This is a genomic window from Acuticoccus kalidii (assembly GCF_021556395.1).
Lineage (GTDB): Bacteria > Pseudomonadota > Alphaproteobacteria > Rhizobiales > Amorphaceae > Acuticoccus > Acuticoccus kalidii.
In genome coordinates this window covers 1-6,673 of record NZ_JAKGCS010000029.1, presented here as the reverse complement: position 1 = coordinate 6,673, position 6,673 = coordinate 1, and the positions used below count along the sequence as shown (strand labels likewise).

The window sequence follows — 6,673 nt, the reverse complement described above, 5'->3', positions numbered from 1 at the left end:
TCGATCAGGGGCCGGATTGCCTCGGCATGGCGATCGGCGTTCTCGCGCACCGCACCCAGAATGGCCTCGTTCCCTTTTCCCGCCCGTCTCAGCGCCGCAGCGCCATTGGGATTGCCCAACCGGGTCCCTCGCGCCTTTGCGGCCGCGAGCGCCTCCCGGGTCCGCCGCGCGATGGCCTCCCGCTCCTGCTGGGCCACCAGCGCCATGATGCCGACCGTGAGGTCATTGGCCTCCGGCATATCGGCCGCGATGAACCGGACCCCGCTGTCGCGCAGCGTGAGCAGGAACGCCGCGTTGCGCGACAGGCGGTCCAGCTTCGCGATGGCCAGCGTCGCTCCGGTGAGGCGCGCAAGCTGAAGAGCGTCGAGGAGCTGAGGCCGGTCCGACCGCTTGCCGCTCTCGGTCTCGGTGTAGGTGCCAATGACCTCGGCGCCCCGATCTCTCGCGAGCGTCTTGATAGCCGCTTCCTGAGCCGCGAGGCCGAGCCCGCTCCGTCCTTGCCGGGCCGTCGAGACGCGATGATACGCGACGAGGCGGAAAGGCATAAGGGTCATAGGGGTCATCGGCTCCGTACAGAACTGCCTAACGTTGGTTGCGCAGTTTTGTACGCTCAATCCGAGCCGAGAGTGTAGGGCCTGATAGGGAATCTCCGCCTTTTCTCGAATGCTCACGATCATCCACGATAGATGCGAAGTCTCTCAAAGAAGCGGCGAATGATAAAACTTCGCACGATACTGATGACAGAGAAGGCGATGCTGAGTGCCGCGGCGGTCCCGAGATGCGCCGGCAGGCCGAACAGAGGGAACAGAAGAAGCTGTGTGATGACGGCCAGGCCGTAGCCGGCGAGGACATTGACCACCGCCTCCAGCAACGACATCGCGCGGCTTTGCGACATGCTCGACAGATCAATGCTTCGAGGGGAGGGGCGATGCCGTTACTTCGGCCGGCCGCAACTCTCCCCGATCATCGGCGGTAAACCGCACGAGGTTCACCGTGACTGGATGCGTGGAGGTACTCGCAGGAAGCGCGATGCGGCTGCGCGAGGCCGGAGTGATTCCGAGCTCAGCCATATACTTGCCCATAAGCTCCAATTGCTTGTTCGCTACGCTGAGCCAAGGCGATTGCTGCACATAGCCCGAAGGCGCCTTGATGAGGGTCGGTCCCTCGGCGAGCTTCCTCTCCGCTTCGACCCATCGCCCATAGGCTTGGCAATAGGCGGCAAGAGCGGCGCGATCGACAGTGGTAACAACACCCATGTCGTGCAACGTCCCGGCAATCCGTCGCCATTCGGCCTTCGCGAGCGGTGAGAGATGGGAGGGGCAATGCGGCCTCACGTCAGCAGGCCGAGGCTCATGGGCGTTGAGTTTGCGTTTGCCGGGATTGCCGTTGGCACGCTTCATGGCTGTCGGAACGGGTTTGCGTCCGCGCATTCTCCTCTCCTATTCCGCCGCAAGTGGTTGAGGGAGGCGCTCGGCACGGACCGCAGCAAAGGTCTCGCCCGTCTCTGCCAGCACCGGTTTCTCGCCTGTGAAGGCGGCCCAGCGGGTGACGATGACGTCCACGTAGGCGGGATCGAGTTCTATCCCGAGGCAAACCCTGCCCGAGGTCTCAGCGGCGATGACGCTGGTGCCGGAGCCCAGGAAGGGGTCGTAGATGGCCTGCCCGGGCGATGAGTTGTTCAGCATCGGCCGACGCATGCAATCCACCGGCTTCTGCGTCCCATGGACCGTCGCCGCGTCCTGGTCTCGGTTCGGGATCTGCCACAGCGTCGTCTGCGTCCGCCCACCCGACCAATGTCCCTTGCCCCGGACCGCGTACCAGCAGGGCTCGTGTTGCCAGTGGTAGTGCCCGCGCGAGAGGACCATCCTGTCTTTGGCCCAGATGATCTGGGAGCGGATTTCGAAGTCCGATGCGAAGAGGCTTTCTGCGACGGTCCCGGCGTGAAGCCCGGCATGCCAGACGTAGGCGACATCACCTGGAAACAGCGTCCACACCTCGCGCCAGTCGGCCCGATCGTCGTTTTTCACCTTGCCGGTGCGCCGCGTCCGCGTGCCACGCGCCTTGTTGCGCCACGCCGGCTCATACTCGACGCCGTAAGGCGGGTCCGTGACCATCAGCGTTGGCTGCACACCATCGAGTAAGCGTTCCACCACATTCAGATCGGTGGCATCGCCACAGACAACTCTGTGCCGGCCCAGGAGCCAGACGTCATTCAGACGAGAGACGGGGACGGCAGGGGGCTCAGGGGTTTCCTCCTCGCGTGGGTCGAAGCCGTCAGCCGATAACAGGCTATCGATCTCGGTCCCGTCGAAGCCCAACGCGGCGATGTCGACGCCGAGCTCGGAAAGGTCCGCCACTTCGAGCGCGAGGAGATCGCGATCCCATCCGGCCTGCTCGGCGAGCTTGTTGTCGGCCAGGATATAGGCCCGCTTCTGCGTCTCGGTCAGGTGACTGAGCTCGATCACCGGGACCGCGGATAGGCCGAGTTGTTGCGCCGCCAGCAACCGGCCGTGCCCCGCGATGATCCCGTTCTCCCCATCCACCAGGACCGGATTGGTGAAGCCGAACTCCCGGATGGCCCCCGCGATCAAGCTGACCTGTGTAGGGGAGTGGGTGCGTGCGTTCCGGGCGTACGGCACGAGGCTCTCGATCGGACGATGATCGATATGCAATGAAGATGTGATGAGAGACATATCGTTCAACTCGCGCTTCATTCGGCTGGCAACGGTATGTGAAACCGACGCCCCGTTCTTAATTTTGCGGCGCACGTGCAGGTGCGGCATCTCATCTTATGAACTTGTAGAGATGCATTCGGCCGTTCAGTAGTGGAATTCAAAGGCTTCTCCTCCTATCTGTACTTTCTTTGATGGAGGTGATTATGCGCGGCGGAGTGCGAGCTGGAGCTGGGCGGCCAGAAACCCTTAATGATTGGCTTATTATTCAGATCGGTGGGGCGTGTGAGGCCCGGCTCAGAGAAAAGAGTGAGCCTCGCATTGAAGAGTGTGCCCAACGACTTCGCCAAAAAATAGCGAAAGCCGACTATCGGCGGCGTGTAACGTTATCCAACAGCGCCGACTCTGCCTATGAGGATGACGCGTCTGATCGCAGTGTCGATCGTTTGTCTGATGACGACATCCATGACGAGTACGAACAACATTTCCAGGTTCCACCCGAACTCGTTCACATGGCGAACCGCGATGTCGCTCGTCTCGTACGGGAAGGCCGGATTAAGGAGGCGGATCGCGCGAAACATGAAGCCCTGGCGCAACGCCAAATGTTAACGGCCTTTCGTCGTGATGTCATACGCGCAGCGAATGGCGAAGAACCGGTCGTGCCAGACGCTCTAAAGCAAGCCTTAGAGGATGCCGCCTATGCTCTGAATAACCGAGGGGGAATGTTCGAGGGCAAATCTCAAATTACCACATTGCCCAAGGGGACGGCTGTGGCGATCGGTCGGAACATTCGGATCATCGAGCGACGGAGCAAAGTCGCGAGCGGTGACAGTCTCCGTAAGCAGGTCATCCAAGAGATCGCTGCCGAATCGGAAGAGCTCTTTGGCGCGCCGTACACAAAGTACATCGTCGGTAAGGCCTGGAAGGAATACCCATCTCTTCTACAAGAAATCCGCCCGGAGGAGATCGTTTGATTTCCATGTCGTAATGGCCATGAGGGCCAGAGGCGATCAGGCACAATCTTTCCGTTCCCGCGAATTGCGCGGGGTGATTTCGGAAGGATCGGCATATGATCGTACCGCACTGTTTCTACGCGCCGACGGCGCCTGAACTCCGACCGGTGGCTTCGGTTCAAACTTTAGCTCGGTGGCGCTGCCAGTCCCGCGGACCTGCTTACATCAAGTCCGGCTCCCGGGTTCTCTACGCCGGCAAGGACATCCTCGACTGGCTCAACCGCAACCGCGTCCTCACCTCGGGTGGTCGCGGATGAGGGCCGATCTGAAGCAGGCTGCGGCCCAGCTGGGCGGCGAGGTGACCGGAGCGCAGGTTCTCTGCCCCGGCCCCGGCCACTCACACCACGACCGGAGTCTCTCGGTCCGTTTCGGTTCGACGGCGCCCGACGGTTTCGTCGTGTACTCCTTCGCGGGCGACGATCCCATCACCTGTCGGGATCACGTTCGCCAGGCCCTGGGCATGGCCCCCTTCGCCGCTCACGCCCATTATGGTCCGGAGCCTGGCCCGGCGATCAGTGCGTCACCCACACCGGCCTCCAGTGATAACGTCGACAAGGCCCAATACCTCTGGCGCCGGGCGCAGCCGCTTGCCGGGACGAAGGGTGAACGGTACCTGCGCAAGGCCCGTGGCATCCGGGCGCCCCTGCCGCCCACGATCCGCTTTCTGCCGCCGTCCGCCGCGTACCCGGCGACCCTTGTGTCGGCATTCGCGATCCCGGCAGAGCCCGAACCCGGCGTTCTCACGATGCAGGGGATCTCCCCGCGGGCGGTTCACCTTACGAAGCTGTCCTCCGATGGCCTGAAGCGGACCGATAAGCGCATCCTTGCTTCGCCGGCAGGGGTGCCGATCGTCTGTTCCGCGTGGACCGACTCCCTCGGCCTCATCATCTGCGAAGGCATCGAGGATGCCCTGTCGGCGTTCGAGGCAACCGGGATCGCGTGCTGGGCGGCTGGGTCGGCGACCCACATGCCGCGCCTCGCCGAGGTGGTCCCGGAATGGGCCGATTGCATTACAATCGTCGAGGATGACGACGATGCCGGGCGGCGCGCCGTCGCAGGGCTCGCCAATGCCCTGACCAACCGCGGTCTCTTCGTCGAAGTGACCCGGCTTCGCCGGGCGCAGGAGGTGGGTCAGTGACCGGCGACGACATCATGGCCGGCCTCAGCAGGGTTTCTGACCCCAACTGTCTTCTCCGCACATCCGGCGCGGATGTCCTCCGCCAGGAGTTCGAGACCGCGACCGAAGCCTGGAAGCCCCCTGACCCGCCGCCCCGGCAGGGCGCTCCGGCGCGATCGGCCGCTAGCGGCCGCGAAGCCGCTTTCCGCCCCGTCAGCACGGCCGACATCATGGCCGCGGCCTATCCCGACCTTTCGTGGGCGGTTGAGGGCTACATCGCGGAAGGCTTCTCCGTCCTCGCGGGTCGCCAAAAGCTAGGCAAGAGCCGGATGGCGCTGGACGTCGCCGTGGCGATCGCGTCCGGCGGCCGCGCCCTCGGGACCATTCCGTGCGAACCCGGAGATGTCCTCTATATCGACCTCGAGAACGGTGAACGCCGCGTCCAGCGCCGCATCCTAGAGGCCTATCCCGACGTTCGGAAACGCCCTGATCTCCGTCGCCTGCAGTGGGTCTTCGACGCGCCGAAGATTGGGGAAGCGTTCCTTGAGATGCTTGATGCGTGGCGCTCCAGCGTTACCACGCCGCGTCTTGTCATCATCGACGTGCTGCAGAGGGTCAAACCCGCGACGTCCAATCGTGCCCAGAACGCCTATGAGCGCGACTACGATTGCTACAGCGAGCTGCAGTCGTGGGCGACCGGCTACGGCATCGCCGTGCTCGGGCTGCACCACACCCGCAAGGGCGGTGCCGACGATCCACTCGAAGCGCTTTCGGGGTCCAACGGACTCGCCGCGGTCGCCGACACCACGCTCGTGCTCGATCGCGACAGCCAGGGCGCGACGCTCTATGTCCGCGGCCGCGACGTCGAGGAGAAGGACAGCGCCCTGACCAGCGTCAACGGGCAGTGGTATCTTCAGGGCGACGCCACCGACGTCCGGCGCTCCGAGCAGCGCCAGCGCATTCTCGCCGCGCTGGCAGAGTGCAGTGAGGCGATGTCACCGCGGGACATCGCCGATGTCACAGGCGCGACGTCACAATCCGTTCGCAAGATGTTGCCGCGCATGGTGAAGGCGGGGGACATCGAACGGGTCAAACGCGGCGCCTACGCACTCCCCTGTCACAACGGTCACAACCGTCACGACAAGGACGGCTGTCCGGAAAACGCCAGCGAGACCGGGGCGTCCTCGAAGGCCCCCGTTGTGACATCGGAATGTGACATCGCAGACGCCACGACCGATGCGCTCGATGGAAACGATGCCTGCTCTGGTGACACACCTCTGTCCGAACGCCACGATGTGACAGTTGTGACCGATGTGACAGGGGGCGGCATCCGACCGCCAGAAAAGGTCCCGACCAACAATGTTGCCGATGGAGGGGCCCGATGAACCCTCTCGACCCGAAGTACATGACCACCAGAGAGCGGCTGGCGACCGTATGCACGATCCTGGCCTGCGGGATCGTCCGCCTGCGACAGCGCGAGCGGGAAGGTTCTGCGCTTAACGGAGACTTTCCGCTTCACTCCTCGCCCGCCGAGAGCGGTCATGCTCCCGCCAACCCGACGGAGACCGCATGACCAAAACGAATGGCATTCCCGCGCGCCTTGCCGCGCTGAAGACGACCCCGACGCAAAAGCTGAAGAACCAGTGGCGCGACCTCTTCGACAGCGAGCCGCCGCCATATAACCGGCGATACCTTGAAAGCCGACTCGCGTACCGCATCCAGGAGTTGGCCTATGGTGGCTTGAAGCCTGAGACGATTAAGCGCTTGGAGCGACTCGGCGAAGAGCTCGACGGCGGCGACCGCGCGAAGAGCCGCAAGCGGGCCGACCACAGCGACAAGCCGATCACCGGGACGCGGCTGCTGCGGGAATG

Annotated in this window: 9 protein-coding genes; 5 read left to right on the top strand and 4 right to left on the bottom strand. The window is 63.7% G+C overall.

Features of this window, described 5'->3' with window-relative positions; all coding sequences use genetic code 11:
- The 4 genes from L1787_RS18135 to L1787_RS18120 form a co-directional block, all read right to left on the bottom strand.
- On the bottom strand, positions 1-545 hold a 545-nt coding region (locus L1787_RS18135; RefSeq protein ID WP_235710528.1), incomplete at its 3' end, for a recombinase family protein.
- A gap of 128 nt (positions 546-673) precedes the next feature.
- Complete coding sequence (locus L1787_RS18130) at positions 674-895, bottom strand: DUF7220 family protein (protein WP_235709091.1); 222 nt, start codon at positions 893-895, stop codon at positions 674-676.
- 10 nt (positions 896-905) lie between these two features.
- On the bottom strand, positions 906-1,430 hold the full coding sequence (locus L1787_RS18125; RefSeq protein ID WP_235709092.1) for a phage terminase small subunit P27 family: 525 nt from the start codon (positions 1,428-1,430) through the stop codon (positions 906-908).
- Positions 1,431-1,439: 9 nt separating this feature from the next.
- Positions 1,440-2,783, bottom strand: a complete 1,344-nt coding sequence (locus L1787_RS18120; RefSeq protein WP_369415113.1) for a site-specific DNA-methyltransferase — start codon at positions 2,781-2,783, stop codon at positions 1,440-1,442.
- Positions 2,784-2,878: 95 nt separating this feature from the next.
- Here L1787_RS18120 and L1787_RS18115 point away from each other — a divergent pair, with 95 nt between their 5' ends.
- From L1787_RS18115 to L1787_RS18095, 5 genes are all read left to right on the top strand, one after another.
- Complete coding sequence (locus L1787_RS18115) at positions 2,879-3,646, top strand: hypothetical protein (protein WP_235710527.1); 768 nt, start codon at positions 2,879-2,881, stop codon at positions 3,644-3,646.
- Between the two features lie 292 nt (positions 3,647-3,938).
- Positions 3,939-4,823, top strand: a complete 885-nt coding sequence (locus L1787_RS18110; RefSeq protein WP_235710526.1) for a toprim domain-containing protein — start codon at positions 3,939-3,941, stop codon at positions 4,821-4,823.
- Entirely contained in the window at positions 4,820-6,187 is a 1,368-nt protein-coding gene (locus L1787_RS18105; protein WP_235710525.1) for an AAA family ATPase, read from the top strand. The genes L1787_RS18110 and L1787_RS18105 overlap by 4 nt, the downstream gene beginning before the upstream one ends.
- Complete coding sequence (locus tag L1787_RS18100) at positions 6,184-6,375, top strand: hypothetical protein (RefSeq protein WP_235710524.1); 192 nt, start codon at positions 6,184-6,186, stop codon at positions 6,373-6,375. Before L1787_RS18105 ends, L1787_RS18100 begins: the two co-directional genes overlap by 4 nt.
- A partial coding sequence (locus L1787_RS18095; RefSeq protein ID WP_235710523.1) for a DUF2924 domain-containing protein occupies positions 6,372-6,673 on the top strand: 302 nt, incomplete at its 3' end. The genes L1787_RS18100 and L1787_RS18095, both read left to right, overlap by 4 nt.